Genomic DNA, 18,337 nt, shown 5'->3' with positions numbered 1-18,337 from the left:
TTACCCTACAGCATGTACTGTAGGGTAAGTTTTTAACGAATTGTTTTTGGCGTCATTACCCGACGAGCGCCCACATAGTGGCGCTGCCAGTAATCTTCACTCAGAGAGGTGATTTGAATTTCCTGGCCGCTGCGCGGTGACTGAATAAACTTACCGTTGCCAACATAAACGCCAACGTGATCGGCAGTTCCACGCCCCTGGGTACGGAAAAATACCAGATCGCCATTTTTCAGTTCGCCACGTTCAATCGGCGCGGCATCGCGCAGATGATACATTTCGTTCGCTGTACGTGGAATGCGGAATTTCACCAGATCTTTATAGGCGTAATAGACCAGACCGCTGCAGTCAAACCCGGTTCTTGGTGAGGTGCCGCCCCAGCGATAAGGCTTGCCGATTTGGTTCATCAGCGTGGACATGGCGGTTTTAGTGGCTTTCTGCACTTTCACTTTATGCGCGTCAGCCAGCGTCGTTGGTGCGGTGGTTTTCACTTTTACACAGCGCGGCTTATGGCCTTTGCGCGGCGTGCATTTTTCAGTCCAGGTAACGGCAGCGGTTTGTGCTGCGGTGTTTTTACCACGACGGTTTACTGTTTTAGTCGACTTTGCCGGAGCGGCAGTACGATGTTTAGAAGAGGAAGCGGTTTTGGTGCTGGTTTTGCTGGTGGTTTTTGTCGCCGTTTTTTTGCTGGTCTTTGTTGTTTTTTGGCTGGTTGTTGCGCTTTTCTTTTTATCTACCGTTTTGATGGTGTGGGAATGGGTAGGTGTCGTCCTGGCCTGCTTGGAAGCATGAGCCATGGGCGTAAAGGGCAGTGTAGTAAAAAGTAAAGCACAGAGCGTGATCGAGATTCGGTTTATCCGCGCCACTGAGCAATCCTCTGGTAAGGCAGGTCTATCATGCCTGCGTGTGATTTTCAAAACTTGATGATTCTAATCTATAGAAAGAGGGAAAGTTAATAGCTTTTTTGTTTAAAACTACGTTTCGTAACCGACCGCAAAAAAAATCAGCAATTAAAGTTGGCGTTGGTGAACGAATAATCAAATCCACAGGCTTTAAGGGGATAAATGAGATTGTGAATGCAACTTTTGGCGTCAGGGGATAAAATAATAACGCGTAATGAAAATGTTATTTTCCGTTGCCTGTCTGACCCGCTACAATGTCAGACTACTGCCGTAAAAGAAGTTTAAGGAAGCAAGATAATGAGCACCACTATCGAAAAAATCCAGCGCCAGATCGCTGAAAACCCGATTCTCCTGTACATGAAAGGTTCCCCTAAACTGCCAAGCTGCGGTTTCTCCGCTCAGGCTGTGCAGGCGCTGTCCGCCTGTGGTGAACGCTTTGCTTATGTTGATATTCTGCAGAACCCGGATATTCGCGCCGAGCTGCCGAAATACGCAAATTGGCCAACCTTCCCGCAGCTGTGGGTTGATGGTGAGCTGGTTGGCGGCTGTGATATTTTGATCGAAATGTACCAGCGCGGTGAGTTGCAGCAGCTGATTAAAGAAACAGCGGCGAAATACAAAACCGAAGAGCCGGACGCTGAATAATATCAGCGTAAATAAAAAAGCGACCTCGTGATGGTCGCTTTTTTTATCGGTCCGTTATGCCTCTTCAGGTACGGGAAGAGGCCAGCCGCCGAGACGTTTCCAGCGGTTAACAATTTCGCAAAACAGCACGGCCGTCCGTTCGGTGTCATACAGCGCCGAGTGCGCCTGAGTCCCGTCAAATTCCATTCCTGCCGCCAGGCACGCTTTCGATAACACAGTTTGCCCCAGAGACAGGCCGCTTAAGGCCGCAGTATCAAAGGTGACGAACGGATGAAATGGATTACGTTTGAGCGAGGCGCGTTCTGCTGCGGCCATCATAAAACTGTGGTCGAACGTAGCGTTATGCGCCACCATGATCGCCCGATTGCAGCCGCTGTCTTTAATGCCTTTACGCACCATTTTAAAGATGGCATGCAGAGCGTCATATTCGCTGACCGCGCCGCGTAGCGGATTGTTAGGGTCAATTCCGTTAAAGGCGAGGGCTTCCGGCTGCAAATTCGCGCCTTCAAATGGCTCTACGTGGAAATGTAACGTCGTGTCCGGCATCAGCCAGCCTTGTTCATCCATTTTCAGTGTGATGGCTGCGATCTCAAGCAGCGCATCGGTTTTGGCATTGAACCCTGCGGTTTCGACATCAATGACGACAGGATAAAAACCACGAAAACGGTCACACAGACCGGAAAGTTGAGCGTTATCGGACATCTGGGTCTCTTAATACGGGAAAATTGCAGCGCGTATTATGGCAAAATGATGAGTATAAAACTACGGGCACAGACGATCTGCGCCCGTGGGGAGGTTAGTCGCCCAGGCCGCGCCCGGCGTCTTTCTCTTCGATCAGTTCAATTTTGTAACCGTCTGGATCTTCAACGAACGCAATTACGGTGGTGCCGCCTTTTACCGGACCGGCTTCACGCGTGACGTTACCGCCATTCTGACGAATACGTTCACAGGCTTCGGCTGCGTTGTCTACGCTCAGGGCGATATGGCCGTAGGCAGTGCCCAGCTCATACTTGTCGACACCCCAGTTATAGGTCAGTTCGATCACGGCTTCGCTGGTTTCAGGGCCGTAGCCGACAAAGGCCAGGGAGTATTTGTATTCAGGGTTTTCGCTGGTACGCAGCAGCTTCATGCCCAGCACGTTGGTATAAAACTCGATGGAACGCTGCAGGTCACCCACGCGCAGCATGGTATGAAGTAAACGCATCTTTTTCCCCTTCGAAAATGGCTAATACATTCAAAATGTTGTTTTAGTATAGCGGCGTTGTTACGCCGCTATCAATGGCAGAACGGAGTTTGTGACGTTAGAGGGTAGGATAATCGGTGTAACCTTCCGCGCCGCCGCCGTAGAAGCTTTCGGCACGTTGCGGATTCAGCTCCGCTTTACGCTGCAGGCGCGCAACCAGATCTGGGTTTGCGATATAGGCGCGACCAAAAGCAACGGCGTCGATCAGGCCCTTCTCGATCAGTGCTTCTGCTTTTTCAGGTGTGTAGGCACCCGCACCAATGATCGGACCGTGGAAACGTGCACGAACTTTTTCGCGAAACGCATCGGAATACGGCTCGCCGCCAGCCCAGTCCGGCTCAGACATATGCAGGTAAGCGATTCCGCGCTTACCCAGTTGTTCAATCAGATACAGCGCATCAGCTTCTTCGTTCGGGCCGTTGTCAACGTTCTGGAATGAGCCAATCGGAGATACGCGAATACCAATGCGATCGGCACCCCATTCTTTAATACCGGCATCGACAACTTCCAGCACCAGACGCGCACGATTTTCGACGCTGCCGCCGTATTGATCGGTACGCTGGTTAGACGTTGGCGACAGGAACTGGTGCAGCAGATAGCCGTGAGCGGAGTGCAGTTCAACCATGTCGAAACCCGCTTCGCGCGCGTTGGCAATCGCCTGACGGAAGTCATTAACGATGCCGGGAATTTCTTCAGTTTCCAGCGCACGCGGCATTGAGGTATCCGCACGCGTTGCCAGACCATTTTCATCACGCAGCGAGGTCCGGGTACCGGCGCTAATTGCGGAAGGTGCGACCGGTGCCTGACCGTTGGGCTGCAGACTGGCGTGAGAGATGCGCCCGGTATGCCACAACTGGACCGCAATATGACCTTGCTCCGCATGTACGGCAGCGGTGATTTTTTTCCATGCGGCAATTTGCGCTTCGCTGTGTAAGCCGGGTGCCCCCGCATAGCCTTTCGCCTGTGCGGAAATCTGTGTAGCTTCACTGATGATAAGACCCGCGCTGGCGCGTTGACGGTAATACTCGGCCATCAGCGGAGTAGGGATGTCGCCAGGCTCAATGCTGCGCAGACGCGTCAGTGGCGCCATGAATACGCGGTTTGCTGCCGTAATAGCACCCACTTTCAGTGGGGAAAAAAGTTTTTCAGATGACATATGGCACTCCTGAATAGACCGGTCGTCTAGTAATAAAAGAAATAAAAACGCCTGTTAAACGGCAGGCGTAGTAATGATGGTTTTAACGTGCGCCAGCGCATTTTCCAGCGGGGTGGCGCTACGAGAAATCTTGGCCTGCAGGTTGGCGCCCAGCCACAGCGCATACAATACCTGCGCCTGCTGTAACGGCTCGCCAACAAAGGACAGACAATGGTTTGCCTGACCTTTCTCCAGCGCCTGCGCTAACAGCGCAATAATGTGCCGCGCGCCTTTATCCATCGCCGTGCGCATATCTTCTGACAGATCGCACACTTCGGCAGACAGTTTTACGGTTAAACAACCGCTGATAATGCCGTGCTGGCTAAACTGGTTCAGAGTTTCCTGATAGTAGGCCAGAATACGGTCGCGATAGTTTCCTGCCCCCGTATCAAAGTGCGTAGCCAGTCGCTGATGATAGGCCGCATAGTGGCGTTCCAGCATCGCAACACCGAACGCTTCTTTAGAGCGAAAATAGTGATAAAACGAACCTTTGGGGACTTCAGCGGTTTTCAGTAGTTCGCTTAAGCCCATACCGGTGAAGCCGCGCTGCATACACAGCAGTTCGCCAGTCGCCAGCAGATGTTCGCGTGTATCGTGTTCAGTGATTTTGTTCATGGAAAGGAGTGTAATAGACCAGTCGGTCTAATGCAATAGCGCTTGCGAGAAATTCAGTTAACGTCTTCAATAGGTATATCAATCTTACGAAAGGAGGGGATGTGGCCGAACAGCTGGAGTTTTTCCCCGTCCAGAGCCCATGCCGTGGAATATGTCAGTCTGACGAGCGCGGTTTTTGCCGCGGCTGTTTTCGCAGTCGGGATGAGCGTTTTAACTGGCAAAAGATGAGCGATGCCGAAAAGCAGGAAGTGCTACGGCTTTGTCGTCAGCGCCTGATGCGTAAATTACGAGCAAACAAAGCCAACCCTTCGGAAGAACCGCAACAACCTTCACTCTTTTAAAAGCGTAATTGCGTATACTCGATGCACATTCACTTATAAGGAAGCTGCTATGGTTCAGCGTATTACTATTGCGCCGCAAGGTCCGGAATTTTCTCGCTTTGTAATGGGGTATTGGCGCCTGATGGACTGGAATATGTCCGCGCGCCAGCTAGTCAGCTTTATTGAAGAACATCTGGATCTGGGTGTTACCACCGTCGATCACGCCGATATTTACGGCGGATACCAGTGTGAAGCGGCGTTTGGTGAGGCACTGAAGCTGGCTCCGCATCTGCGTGAAAAAATGCAGATTGTTACCAAGTGCGGGATCGCCACGACGGCACGCACGGAAAATGCGCTGGGTCATTACATTACCGACAGCGCGCATATCATTGCCAGTGCGGAAGCATCGTTGAAGTTACTGGCGACCGATCATATTGATTTGCTGCTCATCCACCGTCCCGATCCGCTCATGGATGCGGACGACGTAGCCGACGCGTTCAAAAAATTGCACCATAGCGGAAAAGTGCGTCACTTTGGCGTATCTAACTTCACCCCGGCACAGTTCTCACTGCTGCAATCGCGTCTGCCGTTCACGCTGGCGACTAACCAGGTTGAGATCTCACCGGTACATCAGCCGCTCCTGCTGGATGGTACTTTAGATCAACTGCAACAACTGCGCATTCGTCCGATGGCCTGGTCCTGCCTCGGCGGTGGACGTCTGTTTAATGACGATGCGTTCCAGCCATTACGTAATGAACTCGCCACAATCGCAGAAGAGTTAAACGCGCAGTCCATTGAGCAGGTGGTGTACGCCTGGATTTTACGTCTGCCGTCTCAGCCGCTGCCGATTATTGGCTCAGGGAAGATAGAGCGCGTACGCGCTGCCGTTGAGTCTGAGTCATTGAACATGTCTCGCCAGCAGTGGTTCCGTATTCGCAAAGCTGCGCTGGGTTACGACGTACCGTAATCGCGTATTTGACGCTTCTCCGTTCAAATTTGTGTCACTGGTTTACACTTATCAATCAGACACCTTTTGGACGGAGGTCTTATGAAGCGTTTGAGTTTGGCCATTATTACTCTACTTGCCTGTGCAGGTGCGCAGGCTGCCAGTGAAGAAAAAGTGACGATGAATCTGGTAACGTCGCAAGGCGTCGGCCAGGCGATTGGTACGGTCACTATTGTTGAAACCGGGAAAGGGCTGGAGTTTACGCCCGATCTGAAAGCGCTGCCGCCGGGTGAACATGGCTTCCATGTCCATGCGAATGGCAGTTGCCAACCGGCGATTAAAGAAGGAAAAGCCTCAGCCGCGGAATCGGCTGGAGGCCATTATGATCCGCACCAAACCGGCAAGCACGAAGGTCCGGAAGGCGCAGGCCACATGGGCGACCTGCCGCTGCTGGTGGTGAATAACGACGGTAACGCCACAACACCGGTCATTGCGCCGCGGCTGAAAACGCTCGATGAGGTTAAAGGCAAAGCGCTGATGATCCATGTCGGTGGCGATAATATGTCCGATCAACCAAAACCGCTTGGCGGTGGCGGAGCGCGCTACGCCTGTGGCGTTATTAAATAATCAATTGCCTAGCGTACCCGGCGGAGGCGCCTGTTCGAGCTGCGAAAGCGAGCAGTGTAGTCGCCAGATAAGCGCCGACAGTTCTTGCGCCGCAGGTTGATGATGGTGGGCGAGCGTGTCGCAAATACGCTGTAGCTCACTCAGCGTGGCATTCAGCGGTCGTTGCTGAACGCCGCGCTCACTCATTACGTCGCGAAGCAACGAAATACACACGTCTCTGACACGAGCCAGAGGATCTGAACGCACCTCCCAGGTGCGCAGTTGCCACACCACGTGTGAGCAGTTAAGCAAGACAACCCCCCAACGCAATAGCCAGCGTCGCGCCAGTGCATCCTGACTGTTGCTGAGCTGGCTGACGTGGTGATAGGTCAGCGACTCAAATTCGTTTTCACTGAGCGAGGGATGTCGGCTGAGCTGATCGACAAAATCCCGGCGCAGGGCGCGAATATGGCGGCGACCTTTCCTCGCATCCGATCCGGGCCGCAGAATGGCGAATGCCAGCCACGATAGCGCCACGCCGGTGATTTTCGCCATATTGTCATTCAGGAAATCAGCAAAATCATAAACCGGTGGATTAGTCACCGCGATAAACGATCCCATAAACACGATTAGCTGTCCCCAAAGACCCGCCAGCGCGGGCATTTGCAGCTTCAGGAGTTGCATGGTAGCGAGCAGCGGGAAGAGAAACAGAATGAATTGCCAGAGGTCAGAGATTTGCACCATCAGGCCAAACTTAACCACAAAGCTAAACAGCGACAGCAGAACCAGCGTGCGCATCAGCAAAGAAAGTGACTTGAACGGCGTGGCTACGGCGGAATACAACACGCTGCTGATGGCCGCGAGCGTTAGTGCGCCAGAGCCTGATTCCCATTGCGCGCCAATGCTCCATGCGCCGATAAGCATCAGGGTACAGAACGTACGCAATCCGCTCCAGAGGGCTTCCGCATTATCGGTATGACGGGCAAGTCCTGGCGTGCGGGCGATAGTAATACGCTCGGCGGTAACGCCATTTTCCAGTAAATGCAGATAATGACTGCTGCGTAAGTACAGCCGACAAAAATAACGCAGTCGTTGCCAGAAGGCGACGTGCCGATAGTCGCGTGCATCGAGAGGACGCAGGGGGGCGATAATACGTGCGACGGTGTAGGTGTCGGTATTGGATTTGACCAGCTCGCTGAGCAGTTGTTCGATGATTTCCCGGGTATTAGCCGGGGGATTGGGCCAGTTCAGTAGCATCCTGCGCAGACTGGAGATCACGCTGGTCATACGTAACTGCTGATGCAACAGCGAATTGAGCAACGCATTTTGACGGCGAAAACGGTAGTGACTCCAGAACGCCTGAATACGCAGCAGGTTCATGGTCAGAATCTGACCGATAACACCTTCATGGGCTGTGCGAATTGCATCCGTTGTCTCCGGTTGCCAGAGTAAGCTGGCATGCTCCAGTAAACGCGAATGCATGTTTTTCAGCGCGGTAAGCAATGTGGTGCCATCGGAGGTGCTGGGGAGGATCATCATCATCATGCCGCCGCACAGGATACCGACGATGACCTCGCATACGCGGGCCTGAGCGATATCCCACAACTGCGTAATCTCTATGGTATTGACCATGGGAAAAGCAATGATCGCCGCCGTATAACCGGCCAGTTGAAAGGCGTAGGCGACGTTATTGGTGAAGTGCGCGCAGGCCCAGGTACAAAAACCGATCCACACTGACATGCTCAGCAAAAACAACCACGGCTCATTGAGGGTATGACCGGCAATAATCAACGCGGCGGTGGCACCCAGCAAGCTACCCGCAACACGACCCAGACTTTTGCTGATAACCCCGCCGACGGTGGGAAAGCTGACCACTGCCGCCGAGGTCATCGCCCAGTAGGGCTCATCCAGATTCAGGTAATAGGCGAACGTTAACGCCAGACACATCGCAATGGTATTTCGCAACGCATAACGCCACTGCGCTACCGTGGCTTTAAACCACGGCCAATGGCCTGGCATCAGGTGGGACAGTTTCATTTACGCTGGCCGATAGACACGCTGCAGGTCGTACCAGAAACCAGGGTGACATCCTGCGGCAGAGCGTCGAATTCGATGCGGACCGGAACGCGTTGGGCCAGACGCACCCACGGCACATTGGGTTTGATGTCGGGAATCAGGCCGGAATCGCTTTCCACACTTTGGTCGTAGATGGCGCGACCAATACTGGATACGTGACCCTGTAACTTTATGTTGCCGCTGTAGAGCGTGATAACCGCAGGTGCACCTTCACGAATGTGGCGCAACTTGGTTTCTTCAAAATACCCCATCACATAGAAAGAGTGGCTGTCGACAAGGGCAAACAGGGGCTTACCGGTTGAGGCGTAGTCTCCAGTACGAGTTGAAAGGTTGGTGACCCAGCCCGCTACGGGCGCTTTGACCACCGTCTGCGTCAGTTGCCACTGTGCCTGGCGCAGACTGGCCTCGGCTGCTTCAACGCTGGCCTGCATGGCTTTCACGTTGAGGTTAGCAGTATCCAGATCTTCGGCTGAGATGTAATTTTGCGATAAATGACGGCGGCGGTTGGCTTCGTTATTGGCTTTCGCCAGATCGGACTGTGCCTTCGCCAGCTGCGCTTGCGCATTCAGTTCAGCAATGTGAAACGGTGTCTTGTCGATGATAAAAAGGACATCGCCTTTGTTCACAAACTGGTTATCTTTTATATTGAGTTCGCTAATGCTGCCTGAGACCTGCGGCGTGATGCTGACCTGCTCAGCACGCACTTTGCCATCACGTGTCCAGGGCGATTGCATATAGTAATTCCACATCCACCATCCGGCGAAAACTGCGATGGCAGCGACTATAATGGTGGAGAAGTATTTAATAGTTTTAAGCGACATAATCACCACACAATCAGCATTACAAAGGCCAGACATACGCAAAGCGTAAAGAGTGACAGATCCATTAACAGGGGATGCCAGATTTCGCCGGAGTAAATCCAGTCGCGCAGGAGGCGATGAACAACCAGCCAGAGAATAAATCCTGCTACAAACGCCTTGAAAACAGGAGGGAAGTAGACAGATGCTCCGATCATTAAATCTTGTAGGGGCAATCCTGTTGCATTAAACATAAACTTCACGGGCAAAATCCTTGGCGGAAGAGAGCATTGCTATAGGTTTAGCAAAAAAGAGACAATGAGTCTCTGTAACGCATAATGTCTGAAAAAATGTCAGCCGGTAAGCAAATTTGGCAATACATTTGTTTTGGGAATACAAATGCTGCACACTATTCTAAAATCAGCATAATAACTTAGCAAGCTAATTATAAGGAGATGAAATTGGAATCGCCATTAGGTTCTGATCTGGCACGGTTGGTGCGCATTTGGCGTGCTCTGATTGACCATCGCCTGAAACCTCTGGAGTTGACGCAGACGCATTGGGTTACGCTGCACAACATTCATCAATTGCCGCCTGATCAATCGCAGATTCAGTTGGCTAAAGCGATTGGCATCGAGCAGCCTTCGTTGGTACGCACGCTTGACCAGCTGGAAGAAAAGGGACTCATTTCACGACAGACTTGCGCCAGCGATCGTCGGGCTAAGAGAATTAAACTGACAGAAAAAGCAGAGCCGCTGATTGCAGATATGGAAGCGGTTATCAACAAGACGCGTGGAGAAATTTTGGAAGGGATTTCAGCTGAGGAAATTGATCTGCTGATTAAACTGGTCGCCAGACTGGAACACAATATTATTGAACTACAGTCACAGGGCTGAAACGATAAGATGACGTGTGGCCAGAGCCTGACCACACGTGAATTCGATTAGCGTGGAGACACGGTAACCTGGCTGCCGTTGTTAGCCATAACAACGCGCTGGCCAGCTGAGAACTTGGTTGCACCCTGTTTCTGAACCACCATGATGGTATTACCGTCGTCCTTACGGATTTCCAGTTCTACACCCTGGGTTTTATTCATCGCACCTTGTACACCTTGACCCGCTACGCCACCGGCAACTGCGCCAGCCGCCGTGGCTAATGAACGACCCGTACCGCCGCCGACGGTGTTACCCAGGAACCCGCCGAGTACCGCACCACCAATGGCGCCAATCACGTTTGCGTCATCGCCACCCTGGATTTGCACCGGACGAACATGAACAATTGTACCGTAGGTAACGTTCTGAACTTGTTTCGCTTCGGATGCGGTGTATACGTCGCCTGAAAGGCTATCATTGTTAACGCAGCCCGCCAAAGACACACCCATTAATGCAACAATCAGCACACGTTTAATCATTTACAAATCTCCTTTAACACCACGAAACGCTAATAAAGCACCCTTCATGGCTAAATTATATGGCACTTGTGAGCCTAAGGTCACATGTTCTACTGGAACAATATGAAAATCTTAACCGAAATCGGATATACCGAGTATAAACGAATCATTCATATAATTGATGTAATAAAGCGTCCATTGTAATGATTAGCCCTCAAAAATCATTAAGGAAGCATGGCATTAGTCGGCACTTTATGGTTGAGTGTCAAGGCTAATTTGCTTAAAAGGATGACATATGAAATCGGGCCGTTTTATCGGTGTAATGTCTGGAACCAGCCTTGATGGTGTCGATGTTGTGCTGGCGACAATAGATGAAACGATGGTTGCGCAACAGGCGAGTCTGACCTGGCCTATCCCTCTCCATATAAAGCAGGCGATCCTGGATATCTGCCAGGGGCAGCAGCTTACGCTATCGCAGTTTGGCCAACTCGACGCACAGCTCGGTTATCTGTTTGCCGAGGCGGTGAATGCACTGTTGGCACAGGAAAAATTGAAACCGCAGGAGATCGTTGCGATTGGCTGTCATGGGCAAACCGTGTGGCATGAACCGACGGGAATTGCGCCGCACACGCTGCAAATTGGCGACAACAATCAAATCGTCGCGCGTACCGGGATAACGGTGATCGGCGATTTTCGTCGCCGCGATATCGCTCTCGGCGGACAGGGCGCGCCGTTGGTTCCCGCTTTTCATCAGGCGCTGTTGGCTCATCCAACGGAGCGGCGGATGGTGCTAAACATCGGCGGAATTGCCAATCTGTCTCTGCTTATCCCACAGCAACCCGTTCGCGGTTACGATACCGGGCCGGGCAATATGCTGATGGATGCCTGGATCTGGCGGCAATGCGGCCAACCCTACGACAAAGATGCGCAGTGGGCCACGTCGGGAACGGTGATCCTGCCTTTACTGCAAAATATGCTTAACGATCCTTATTTTTCTGCGCCTGCGCCGAAAAGCACTGGCCGCGAGTATTTCAATTATGGCTGGATTGAACGTCATATGGCGCAGTTCCCGGGAATAAGCCCGCGGGATGTGCAGGCGACGCTTGCCGAACTGACGGCCGTGACCATTTCCGAGCAGGTCTTGCTAAGTGGAGGCTGTGAACGGCTTATGGTATGCGGCGGCGGCAGCCGTAATCCGCTGCTGATGATGCGTCTGGCGGCATTATTGCCAGGGACAGAGGTCACTTCAACCGATGAGGCTGGGATCAGCGGCGATGATATGGAGGCCCTGGCTTTTGCTTGGCTGGCGTGGCGAACGCTGGCGGGATTACCGGGAAATCTGCCTTCCGTGACCGGCGCATCAGAACCGAGCGTTTTAGGGGCGATTTATCCCGCTAACCCACGAACTCAGAGTTAACTGAAATTATTCAGCGCCATATGTCGATAAACTAGGGATATTAGGGAGGGTGCCATTACCCTCCAGGACCAGGAAAGTCTTCAGGATATGGCTATGAAAAAACTGTTGTTAGTGTGTCTGCCGGTACTGCTTAGCGGGTGCAGCGTGTACAACCAATTTGTCGAGCGTATGCAAACGGATACGCTTGAATACCGCTGTGACGAAAAACCGCTTACAGTGAAGCTGAACAATACCCGTCAGATGGCGAGTTTTGTTTATGATAATCAGCTATTGAACCTCAAACAGGGCGTGTCGGCATCAGGTGCTCGCTATACCGATGGTATTTACGTCTTCTGGTCTAAAGGCGACGAGGCAACGGTCTATAAACGAGACAGAATTGTGCTAAATAACTGTCAGTTACAGAACCCGAAGCGTTGAGATTTTCACCTGGGCGGCGCACAATAGCGTCACCCACTGACAATCCGTAGCCAACATCATGTCTGATAACGACGAATTGCAGCAAATCGCGCATTTGCGCCGTGAATACACGAAAGGCGGTCTCCGCCGCCGCGATCTTCCCGCCGAGCCCCTTGCGCTGTTCGAGCGCTGGCTGGGGCAAGCCTGTGACGCCAAACTGGCCGATCCCACAGCGATGGTCGTTGCTACCGTCGATGAAAACGGTCAGCCTTATCAGCGTATCGTGTTGCTCAAACATTATGATGACAAAGGGCTGGTGTTCTATACCAACCTCGGTAGCCGTAAGGCACATCAGATTGAGAAAAACCCACGCATCAGCCTCCTGTTTCCCTGGCATACGCTGGAACGGCAGGTGATGGTGATCGGCAAGGCTGAGCGCCTGTCCACGCTGGAAGTGGTGAAATACTTCCACAGTCGCCCACGTGATAGCCAGATTGGCGCCTGGGTCTCTAAGCAATCCAGTCGGATCTCCGCGCGCGGTATTCTGGAAAGCAAATTTCTCGAACTGAAGCAGAAGTTTCAGCAAGGTGAAGTTCCACTGCCCAGTTTCTGGGGAGGCTTTCGCGTGAGTATTGAGCAGATGGAGTTCTGGCAGGGTGGCGAAAACCGTCTGCACGATCGTTTTTTATACCAACGCGAAGATAACGCGTGGAAAATTGATCGCCTGGCCCCCTAAAGATGCAAAATTCTTGTTTTAAGCGCTGGTGCTGAACAATCCGGCGCTTTATTCTATGTTTCTTTCGCATCAGGCGAAAAGTCGTGTACCGGCTAAGGTGCAGTCGTTTTATACATGGAGATTTTGATGGCAAGCAGTAACTTGATTAAACAATTGCAAGAGCGGGGGCTGGTGGCCCAGGTGACGGACGAGGAAGCGTTAGCAGAGCGACTGGCGCAAGGCCCGATCGCGCTCTATTGCGGCTTCGATCCTACCGCTGACAGCTTGCATTTGGGGCATCTGGTTCCATTGTTATGCCTGAAACGCTTCCAGCAGGCAGGCCATAAGCCTGTCGCACTGGTGGGTGGCGCAACCGGTCTGATTGGTGACCCGAGCTTTAAAGCCGCCGAGCGTAAACTGAATACCGAAGACACCGTGCAGGAGTGGGTGGATAAAATCCGCAAACAGGTTGCGCCGTTCCTCGATTTCGACTGTGGCGACAACTCGGCGATTGCTGCGAACAACTATGACTGGTTTGGCAGTATGAATGTACTGACTTTCCTGCGTGATATCGGCAAACACTTCTCCGTTAACCAGATGATCAACAAAGAAGCGGTGAAGCAGCGTCTGAACCGTGACGATCAGGGGATCTCTTTTACCGAGTTTTCTTACAACCTGCTGCAGGGTTATGACTTTGCCTGCCTGAACAAACTGCACGGTGTTGCGCTGCAGATTGGCGGTTCTGACCAGTGGGGCAATATTACTTCGGGTATCGATTTGACCCGTCGCCTGCACCAGAACCAGGTGTTTGGTCTGACCGTTCCGTTGATCACTAAAGCTGACGGTACGAAATTCGGTAAGACGGAAGGCGGCGCTGTGTGGCTGGATCCGAAGAAAACCAGTCCGTACAAATTCTACCAGTTCTGGATTAACACCGCCGATGCGGATGTTTATCGCTTCCTGAAATTCTTTACTTTCATGGACATTGAAGAGATCAATGCGCTGGAAGAAGAAGATAAAAATAGCGGTAAAGCGCCGCGCGCCCAGTATGTTCTGGCTGAGCAAGTAACGCGTCTGGTTCACGGCGAAGAAGGTCTGGTAGCGGCAAAACGTATTACCGAAAGCTTGTTCAACGGTAATCTGAGCGATTTGAGCGAAGCGGATTTCGAACAGCTGGCGCAAGATGGCGTGCCGATGATCGAGATGGACAAAGGTGCCGATCTGATGCAGGCGCTGGTGGACTCCGAGCTGCAACCTTCTCGCGGCCAGGCACGTAAGACTATCGCGTCTAATGCGGTGACCATCAACGGTGAGAAGCAATCCGATCCGGAATATTTCTTCCAGGAGAGTGATATCCTGTTCGGGCGCTACACCTTACTGCGCCGTGGCAAGAAGAACTATTGTCTGATTTGCTGGAAGTAAGATTTAGTTAGCAGGGGCGTGGGAAACTACGCCCCTTTATTTTTTCAGGGTTGTGGTAAGTAAAATGAAGAATATCCTCGCCATCCAGTCCCACGTTGTTTTTGGTCATGCGGGCAACAGTGCAGCAGAATTTCCAATGCGTCGTCTTGGCGCAAATGTCTGGCCGCTGAATACCGTTCAGTTTTCTAACCACACACAGTACGGCAAATGGACCGGTTGCGTTATGCCGCCGAGTCATCTGACTGACATTGTCCAGGGCATTGCCGATATCGATAAACTCCAGACTTGTGACGCAGTACTGAGCGGCTATCTTGGCTCGGCTGAACAGGGCGAGCATATTCTGGGTATTGTACGCAAAGTAAAAGCGGCCAATCCGCAGGCGAAATATTTTTGTGACCCGGTGATGGGCCATCCGGAAAAAGGGTGTATCGTCGCGCCGGGCGTAGCGGAGTTTCATGTACGCCATGCGCTTCCGGCCAGCGATATTATCGCCCCGAATTTGGTTGAGCTCGAAATTCTGTGCGAGCATGCGGTGAACAATGTCAATGAGGCCGTGGCGGCAGCGCGTGAGCTCATCGCTCAGGGACCAGAAATTGTGCTGGTGAAGCATCTGGCTCGCGCGGGTATCAGCGCAGATCGTTTCGAGATGCTGTTAGTTACTGCTGAACAGGCGTGGCATATCAGCCGACCGTTAGTCGATTTTGGCGCTCGTCAACCGGTTGGCGTGGGTGATGTCACCAGCGGCTTATTGTTGGTTAAACTGCTGCAGGGCGCGTCTTTACAGCAGGCGCTGGAGCACGTGACGGCGGCGGTGTACGAAGTGATGATTGCCACCAAAAAAATGCACGAGTATGAGCTGCAGGTCGTGGCTGCGCAGGATTGTATCGCGAAGCCTGAACACTACTTCAGCGCGACGCAGCTGTAACCAATGCCCGATGGCGCTCACGCTTATCGGGCCTGCGTTTGGCTGAAGGCCGGGTAAGCGCAAGCGCTACCCGGCAACAACAATTAATTTAACCCTTCTGCTTTCAACGCCGCGGCAACCGCCGGACGTTCAGCCATACGCGCCATATACGCATCGATATTGCTTAATCCTGCCATATTCAGCTTAACCGCATAGGCCCAACGCAGCACGGTGAACAGATAGGCGTCCGCAATGCTGAAGCGCGAACCGCAGATCCATTGGTTATCTTGCAGCGCATCGTTCACATACTGCATTTTTTTCTCCAGCAGCGCGCGAACGGTTGGCTTGAAGTCTTCAGGCGTATCGGGACGGAACAGTGGGGTAAAGCCTTTATGCAGTTCTGTCGCAATGTAGTTAAGCCATTCAATGGTTTTGTAACGGGAGAGGCTGCTGGTCGGGGCAAGGAGTTGACGGTCTGGAACGGTGTCCGCCAGGTATTGCATGATGGCGACGCCTTCGGTCAGTAGCGTACCGTCATCCAGCAGCAGCGCGGGAACTTGCCCTTTTGGGTTTACCGCGAAAAAATCATCGCCGTTTTCCAGACGCTTCTTCATCAGATCAACACCATCCAGCGTGAAATCTTTACCGCTCTCACGAAGTGTGATGTGGGAAGCAAGAGAACAAGCGCCCGGTTTGTAGAACAGTTTCATCGGTAACTCCTTTTGGCTGAGGTATATCGTATGGTAGTGCTAGCTCAGGCAAAAAAAAAGCCGCTAACACCAGTTAGCGGCCTGAAAAAGAGTTTCCCTGAGAATTACGCTGTCGCGGCCTTAGAGGCTTTCTCATTGACGTCATCGTCCTGAGTCATACGATTCAGCTTCGGTGCCGTCAGCAGCATCAGAACAGCGATAACAGCCGTAGCAACACCAATCTGCAGGAACACACGACCGTAGACTTCAAGGGACATCAGCGGGTCAGTGACGTTCTCTGGTACAGCCATCATGTTGGCTACGTAACCACCGATGATGTTTGCACCGGCAGTAGTCAGGAACCAGCTACCCATGATGAAGCCCATCAGGCGTTGCGGAACCAACTGAGCCACCATTGCCAGACCCAGACCGGAGATCATCAGTTCACCGATACTTTGCAGACCGTAGCAGATGATCAGCCAGTTAACGGAAACGATGCCCGCATCAGTAGCGAATTTAGCACCCAGCGGCAGGATCAGGAACGCACCGGAACACAGCACCATACCAATCGCAAACTTGGTTGGCATCGGCAGGGTATCGCCCATCTTGTTATAGATAGCGGCGAGGATTGGGCTACCAATGATGATCCAGAACGGGTTCAGTGCCTGGTACTGCTCAGGTTCGAAAGCAATGCCAAGAATAGAGTGCTCAACGTTACGAATCGCGAAGAAGTTCAGTGAGGTCGGCATCTGGCTGTACAGCACGAAGAAGATAATCGCTTCCAGCATCAGAATGAAGGCGACGATCATTTTACGACGCGCAGCACCGTGCATGGTGAATGCTTCTTTACCGAAGATAAACACGATACCCAGAGCAATGACGCCCAGAACCATACGAGCGATCTGCTGGTTGTGCAACAACCAGGTTGCAATCGCGATCAGCACCACGACGCCAACAATAGTCAGCAACAGGTTACGGAAGTTGATCGGCTCAAAGTCAGGTTTAGAACCGTACTGTTTAACCCAGCGCTGACAGAATGCGAAGTTAACAACGGTAATCAGCATACCCACGACGCTCAGAGCGAACGCGGTGCTCCAGCCGTAATGCGCAGCCAACCACGGTGTTGCCAGCATAGAGAAGAATGAACCGATGTTGACGGACATGTAGTACATGGTAAATGCACCATCAAGACGCGGGTCATCTTTGGCATAGCAGGTAGAGAGCAGGGATGATGGGTTTGCTTTAAACAGGCCGTTACCGACCGCGATGGCCGCCATGCCCATATAAACGATACCCGCATCGTGACCAGACCATGCTACCAACGCATAACCGATGGCCAGGACAACGGCACCCAGCATAATGACACGTTTTGTACCCAGAACTTTATCACCTAACCAGCCGCCAATGGCAACCAGACCGTACACCAGGGCGCTAAAGGACGAGAAAAGGGTGATGGAATCCGCTTCTGACATACCCAGTTGTTTAACCAGGTAGACGGCCATAATTCCTTGCAGGCCGTAATAACCAAAACGCTCCCACAGCTCAATAGAGAAAATGAGATAGAACGCTTTTGGTTGTTTGAAGGCGTTTAAACTTACGCTTTCTGTTGGTTTATTGTTTGCAGTAGACACTTTTACCTCTTTTTTTACATCCCATATCAACGGGGGTGTTCAGGCACGTGATGAGTCAAGTTCATCCGTCCGATTGTTATAGTGGGAGGGGAAACGGCAAGTAATGTTCACTATCTTGACCATTCAGACAAGTGGTTTGTAATAATCTGTTACATATATCATGACTGGTGAAATCGTCGGGACTGTGAAATGTTATCTAGCGTTAAATTTCTTCATTTGAAAAATGGCAGATTTTTACACTGTTTAATCAGGGTAAAAACCGCAATGTGGCGATATGTTCTGCTATTTGCGCTTGAATCCAGTGATATAGGCCATTATCTGAAAAATAGCCAGTGTAATGTTTTGTTTAGAAACTGTTCAGTTAGGTCATCTGATTGTCACTTTAACTAAAAAATAAATATTTTTTAACATTGTGTTATCTGGATGATCTG

20 protein-coding genes and 1 pseudogene are annotated in these 18,337 nt (G+C 51.8%); 10 read left to right on the top strand and 11 right to left on the bottom strand.

The window, feature by feature from the left end:
- Positions 1 to 32: 32 nt before the first annotated feature.
- Positions 33 to 863: a C40 family peptidase gene (locus HV345_RS12845; protein ID WP_047417633.1), complete on the bottom strand. Its 831-nt coding sequence runs from the start codon at positions 861 to 863 to the stop codon at positions 33 to 35.
- 333 nt (positions 864 to 1,196) lie between these two features.
- On the opposite strand from HV345_RS12845, the gene grxD reads away from it, so the two are divergent.
- A complete protein-coding gene (grxD, locus tag HV345_RS12840) occupies positions 1,197 to 1,544 on the top strand; it encodes a monothiol glutaredoxin 4 (protein WP_003832760.1) in 348 nt (115 codons plus the stop codon).
- A gap of 54 nt (positions 1,545 to 1,598) precedes the next feature.
- Here grxD and rnt read toward each other — a convergent pair whose 3' ends face one another.
- The 4 genes from rnt to HV345_RS12820 form a co-directional block, all read right to left on the bottom strand.
- Positions 1,599 to 2,246, bottom strand: coding sequence for a ribonuclease T (gene rnt, locus HV345_RS12835; RefSeq protein WP_016152990.1), 648 nt, complete (start codon positions 2,244 to 2,246; stop codon positions 1,599 to 1,601).
- A gap of 94 nt (positions 2,247 to 2,340) precedes the next feature.
- Positions 2,341 to 2,748 (bottom strand): lactoylglutathione lyase, encoded by a 408-nt coding sequence (gloA, locus tag HV345_RS12830; protein ID WP_003029198.1) that lies wholly within the window; start codon positions 2,746 to 2,748, stop codon positions 2,341 to 2,343.
- A 97-nt stretch (positions 2,749 to 2,845) separates the two neighbouring features.
- Positions 2,846 to 3,943, bottom strand: coding sequence for an alkene reductase (locus tag HV345_RS12825; protein ID WP_003029197.1), 1,098 nt, complete (start codon positions 3,941 to 3,943; stop codon positions 2,846 to 2,848).
- Between the two features lie 54 nt (positions 3,944 to 3,997).
- The gene (locus HV345_RS12820; protein ID WP_016152991.1) at positions 3,998 to 4,597 is read right to left on the bottom strand and encodes a TetR/AcrR family transcriptional regulator; all 600 of its coding nucleotides are present in this window, start codon (positions 4,595 to 4,597) and stop codon (positions 3,998 to 4,000) included.
- A gap of 101 nt (positions 4,598 to 4,698) precedes the next feature.
- Here HV345_RS12820 and HV345_RS12815 point away from each other — a divergent pair, with 101 nt between their 5' ends.
- The 3 genes from HV345_RS12815 to sodC all read left to right on the top strand — a co-directional run bounded on the left by HV345_RS12815 (position 4,699) and on the right by sodC (position 6,490).
- Positions 4,699 to 4,938 (top strand): DUF1289 domain-containing protein, encoded by a 240-nt coding sequence (locus tag HV345_RS12815; RefSeq protein WP_016156428.1) that lies wholly within the window; start codon positions 4,699 to 4,701, stop codon positions 4,936 to 4,938.
- A gap of 49 nt (positions 4,939 to 4,987) precedes the next feature.
- Positions 4,988 to 5,884 (top strand): aldo/keto reductase family oxidoreductase, encoded by an 897-nt coding sequence (locus HV345_RS12810; RefSeq protein ID WP_016152993.1) that lies wholly within the window; start codon positions 4,988 to 4,990, stop codon positions 5,882 to 5,884.
- Positions 5,885 to 5,965: 81 nt separating this feature from the next.
- Positions 5,966 to 6,490, top strand: a complete 525-nt coding sequence (gene sodC / locus HV345_RS12805) for a superoxide dismutase [Cu-Zn] SodC (protein WP_016152994.1) — start codon at positions 5,966 to 5,968, stop codon at positions 6,488 to 6,490.
- Here sodC and HV345_RS12800 read toward each other — a convergent pair.
- From HV345_RS12800 to HV345_RS12790, 3 genes and pseudogenes are all read right to left on the bottom strand, one after another.
- A pseudogene (locus tag HV345_RS12800) lies at positions 6,466 to 8,506 on the bottom strand (FUSC family protein). The gene sodC and the pseudogene HV345_RS12800 sit on opposite strands and share 25 nt — an antisense overlap.
- Positions 8,503 to 9,366, bottom strand: coding sequence for an HlyD family secretion protein (locus HV345_RS12795; RefSeq protein ID WP_016152996.1), 864 nt, complete (start codon positions 9,364 to 9,366; stop codon positions 8,503 to 8,505). The pseudogene HV345_RS12800 and the gene HV345_RS12795 overlap by 4 nt, the downstream one beginning before the upstream one ends.
- 2 nt (positions 9,367 to 9,368) lie before the next feature.
- On the bottom strand, positions 9,369 to 9,605 hold the full coding sequence (locus tag HV345_RS12790) for a DUF1656 domain-containing protein (protein WP_016156432.1): 237 nt from the start codon (positions 9,603 to 9,605) through the stop codon (positions 9,369 to 9,371).
- Between the two features lie 192 nt (positions 9,606 to 9,797).
- Between HV345_RS12790 and slyA the strand changes: the two genes are divergently transcribed.
- Positions 9,798 to 10,238 carry a transcriptional regulator SlyA gene (gene slyA / locus HV345_RS12785; RefSeq protein ID WP_019076732.1) on the top strand — a complete coding sequence of 147 codons (441 nt, stop codon included), beginning with the start codon at positions 9,798 to 9,800 and terminating at the stop codon, positions 10,236 to 10,238.
- A 47-nt stretch (positions 10,239 to 10,285) separates the two neighbouring features.
- On the opposite strand, the gene slyB is transcribed toward slyA, so the two are convergent.
- Complete coding sequence (gene slyB / locus HV345_RS12780) at positions 10,286 to 10,753, bottom strand: outer membrane lipoprotein SlyB (RefSeq protein WP_046276343.1); 468 nt, start codon at positions 10,751 to 10,753, stop codon at positions 10,286 to 10,288.
- A gap of 274 nt (positions 10,754 to 11,027) precedes the next feature.
- On the opposite strand from slyB, the gene anmK reads away from it, so the two are divergent.
- From anmK to pdxY, 5 genes are all read left to right on the top strand, one after another.
- A complete protein-coding gene (gene anmK / locus HV345_RS12775; RefSeq protein ID WP_016152999.1) occupies positions 11,028 to 12,149 on the top strand; it encodes an anhydro-N-acetylmuramic acid kinase in 1,122 nt (373 codons plus the stop codon).
- Positions 12,150 to 12,236: 87 nt separating this feature from the next.
- Positions 12,237 to 12,566, top strand: coding sequence for a C-type lysozyme inhibitor (gene mliC / locus HV345_RS12770; protein WP_085951051.1), 330 nt, complete (start codon positions 12,237 to 12,239; stop codon positions 12,564 to 12,566).
- Between the two features lie 58 nt (positions 12,567 to 12,624).
- Complete coding sequence (gene pdxH, locus HV345_RS12765) at positions 12,625 to 13,281, top strand: pyridoxamine 5'-phosphate oxidase (protein ID WP_003029169.1); 657 nt, start codon at positions 12,625 to 12,627, stop codon at positions 13,279 to 13,281.
- Positions 13,282 to 13,407: 126 nt separating this feature from the next.
- A complete protein-coding gene (tyrS, locus tag HV345_RS12760) occupies positions 13,408 to 14,682 on the top strand; it encodes a tyrosine--tRNA ligase (RefSeq protein ID WP_003836431.1) in 1,275 nt (424 codons plus the stop codon).
- A gap of 64 nt (positions 14,683 to 14,746) precedes the next feature.
- Positions 14,747 to 15,607: a pyridoxal kinase PdxY gene (gene pdxY, locus HV345_RS12755; RefSeq protein ID WP_019076734.1), complete on the top strand. Its 861-nt coding sequence runs from the start codon at positions 14,747 to 14,749 to the stop codon at positions 15,605 to 15,607.
- Between the two features lie 83 nt (positions 15,608 to 15,690).
- Here pdxY and gstA read toward each other — a convergent pair whose 3' ends face one another.
- Positions 15,691 to 16,296, bottom strand: a complete 606-nt coding sequence (gene gstA / locus HV345_RS12750) for a glutathione transferase GstA (RefSeq protein ID WP_016153002.1) — start codon at positions 16,294 to 16,296, stop codon at positions 15,691 to 15,693.
- 104 nt (positions 16,297 to 16,400) lie between these two features.
- Complete coding sequence (dtpA, locus tag HV345_RS12745) at positions 16,401 to 17,906, bottom strand: dipeptide/tripeptide permease DtpA (protein ID WP_016153003.1); 1,506 nt, start codon at positions 17,904 to 17,906, stop codon at positions 16,401 to 16,403.
- Between the last annotated feature and the right edge of the window lie 431 nt (positions 17,907 to 18,337).

Origin of the sequence: Citrobacter sp. RHBSTW-00986 (assembly GCF_013783065.1) — a bacterium.
GTDB lineage: Bacteria > Pseudomonadota > Gammaproteobacteria > Enterobacterales > Enterobacteriaceae > Citrobacter > Citrobacter braakii.
The sequence above is the reverse complement of the archived record's forward strand: the minus strand, read 5'-3'. Positions and strand labels throughout refer to the sequence as shown.

Coding starts and splice junctions, on each gene's coding strand:
- grxD (WP_003832760.1), top strand. CDS start 1,197: ATGAGCACCACTATCGAAAAAATCCAGCGCCAGATCGCTGAAAACCCG.
- sodC (WP_016152994.1), top strand. CDS start 5,966: ATGAAGCGTTTGAGTTTGGCCATTATTACTCTACTTGCCTGTGCAGGT.
- tyrS (WP_003836431.1), top strand. CDS start 13,408: ATGGCAAGCAGTAACTTGATTAAACAATTGCAAGAGCGGGGGCTGGTG.
- HV345_RS12795 (WP_016152996.1), bottom strand. CDS start 9,366: ATGTCGCTTAAAACTATTAAATACTTCTCCACCATTATAGTCGCTGCC.
- mliC (WP_085951051.1), top strand. CDS start 12,237: ATGGCTATGAAAAAACTGTTGTTAGTGTGTCTGCCGGTACTGCTTAGC.
- anmK (WP_016152999.1), top strand. CDS start 11,028: ATGAAATCGGGCCGTTTTATCGGTGTAATGTCTGGAACCAGCCTTGAT.
- pdxY (WP_019076734.1), top strand. CDS start 14,747: ATGAAGAATATCCTCGCCATCCAGTCCCACGTTGTTTTTGGTCATGCG.
- HV345_RS12820 (WP_016152991.1), bottom strand. CDS start 4,597: ATGAACAAAATCACTGAACACGATACACGCGAACATCTGCTGGCGACT.
- slyB (WP_046276343.1), bottom strand. CDS start 10,753: ATGATTAAACGTGTGCTGATTGTTGCATTAATGGGTGTGTCTTTGGCG.
- HV345_RS12825 (WP_003029197.1), bottom strand. CDS start 3,943: ATGTCATCTGAAAAACTTTTTTCCCCACTGAAAGTGGGTGCTATTACG.
- HV345_RS12810 (WP_016152993.1), top strand. CDS start 4,988: ATGGTTCAGCGTATTACTATTGCGCCGCAAGGTCCGGAATTTTCTCGC.
- gstA (WP_016153002.1), bottom strand. CDS start 16,296: ATGAAACTGTTCTACAAACCGGGCGCTTGTTCTCTTGCTTCCCACATC.
- pdxH (WP_003029169.1), top strand. CDS start 12,625: ATGTCTGATAACGACGAATTGCAGCAAATCGCGCATTTGCGCCGTGAA.
- gloA (WP_003029198.1), bottom strand. CDS start 2,748: ATGCGTTTACTTCATACCATGCTGCGCGTGGGTGACCTGCAGCGTTCC.
- slyA (WP_019076732.1), top strand. CDS start 9,798: ATGAAATTGGAATCGCCATTAGGTTCTGATCTGGCACGGTTGGTGCGC.
- rnt (WP_016152990.1), bottom strand. CDS start 2,246: ATGTCCGATAACGCTCAACTTTCCGGTCTGTGTGACCGTTTTCGTGGT.